A 980-nucleotide genomic window follows, 5' to 3' on the forward strand; every position below is an offset into this window, starting at 1 on the left:
AGGTCGAGGATTTCGCCGTGGGTGCCCAGGAGTGCGGGGATGATGTCGGCGTCGCAGGCGATCTTGCGGAGGGTGGCGGCGGCGACGGGTCCGGTAAACACGAAGTTCCCGGTGCCAGTGCCGGGGCCGGTGCCGGTGCCGAGGGGCGTGCCGGTGCCGGTGCCGGGGTGTGTGCCGGTGGTGGGTGTTGGGTGGGTGGCTTTGTGGTGGGGGAGGAGGTCTTGGTAGTTGATGGTGGCGATGATTTGGGGGCGGTTTCCGCCGGTGCTGGGCAGGGTGTTGGTGGCCAGGGCGATTTTGGCGGCGCCGACGAGACCGTCGAGTTGTTTTTGTGGCCTGGTGCGGCGGTCCAGTTTCACGTCCACGCCGCGGTCCCGCCAGTGATCCGTGCCCGTGCCCGTGCCCGTGCCCGTGCCCGTGCCCGTGCCTGTACTGGGCCCTAGTTCAGCTGCAGTGCCGGTGCCGGGTTTAGTTCCGGGGTTGGTGCGTGGGTTGGTGGCGGTGTTCATGACGGTGAGGAGGTGTTCGTATTGGTCGGTGGTGGCGTAGATGTCGAGGTGGTGCAGGCCGTGGCGGGGTTTGCGGATGAACGCGCCCTGGGTGTGGCGGAGGGCTTCTTGGCTGGGTTCGGTGCCGTCGGCGTCGATGGTCTCGGCCCAGCGGCGGGCGACGCGGGTGAGGAAGTCGGGGTCGGCGGCCGCGGCGGTGGTGGTGAGGTTTTCCTCGATCAGCGCCAGGTTCTCCCCGGTGGTGAGGTGTTGGAGCCGGTTCAGGGTCAGGCTGATGATGGTCCCGGCCCGGGAGGACACGGCCGGGCCGGCACCAGAGCCGGTGCCGGCGGCGGGGGTGAGGGCGGCGGTGCCGGGGGTTGGGGTGAGGGCGGTGGTGAGGTGTTCGCGTGGGGCCGGGATGGTCTGGCCGGTGAGGGTGGTGGCGGGCAGGATGTCCGCGGCGAGGGCGAGCCGGCGGTGGGCTTCGCT

At 70.4% G+C, this 980-nt stretch carries 1 protein-coding gene; it reads right to left on the reverse strand.

What is annotated here, in order from left to right; genetic code table 11:
• Positions 1-980: DUF222 domain-containing protein (locus tag AC5RT4_RS17730; protein WP_494106618.1), on the reverse strand; the 980-nt coding region annotated here is incomplete at both ends.

Source organism: Arthrobacter sp. sptzw42 (assembly GCF_059089685.1).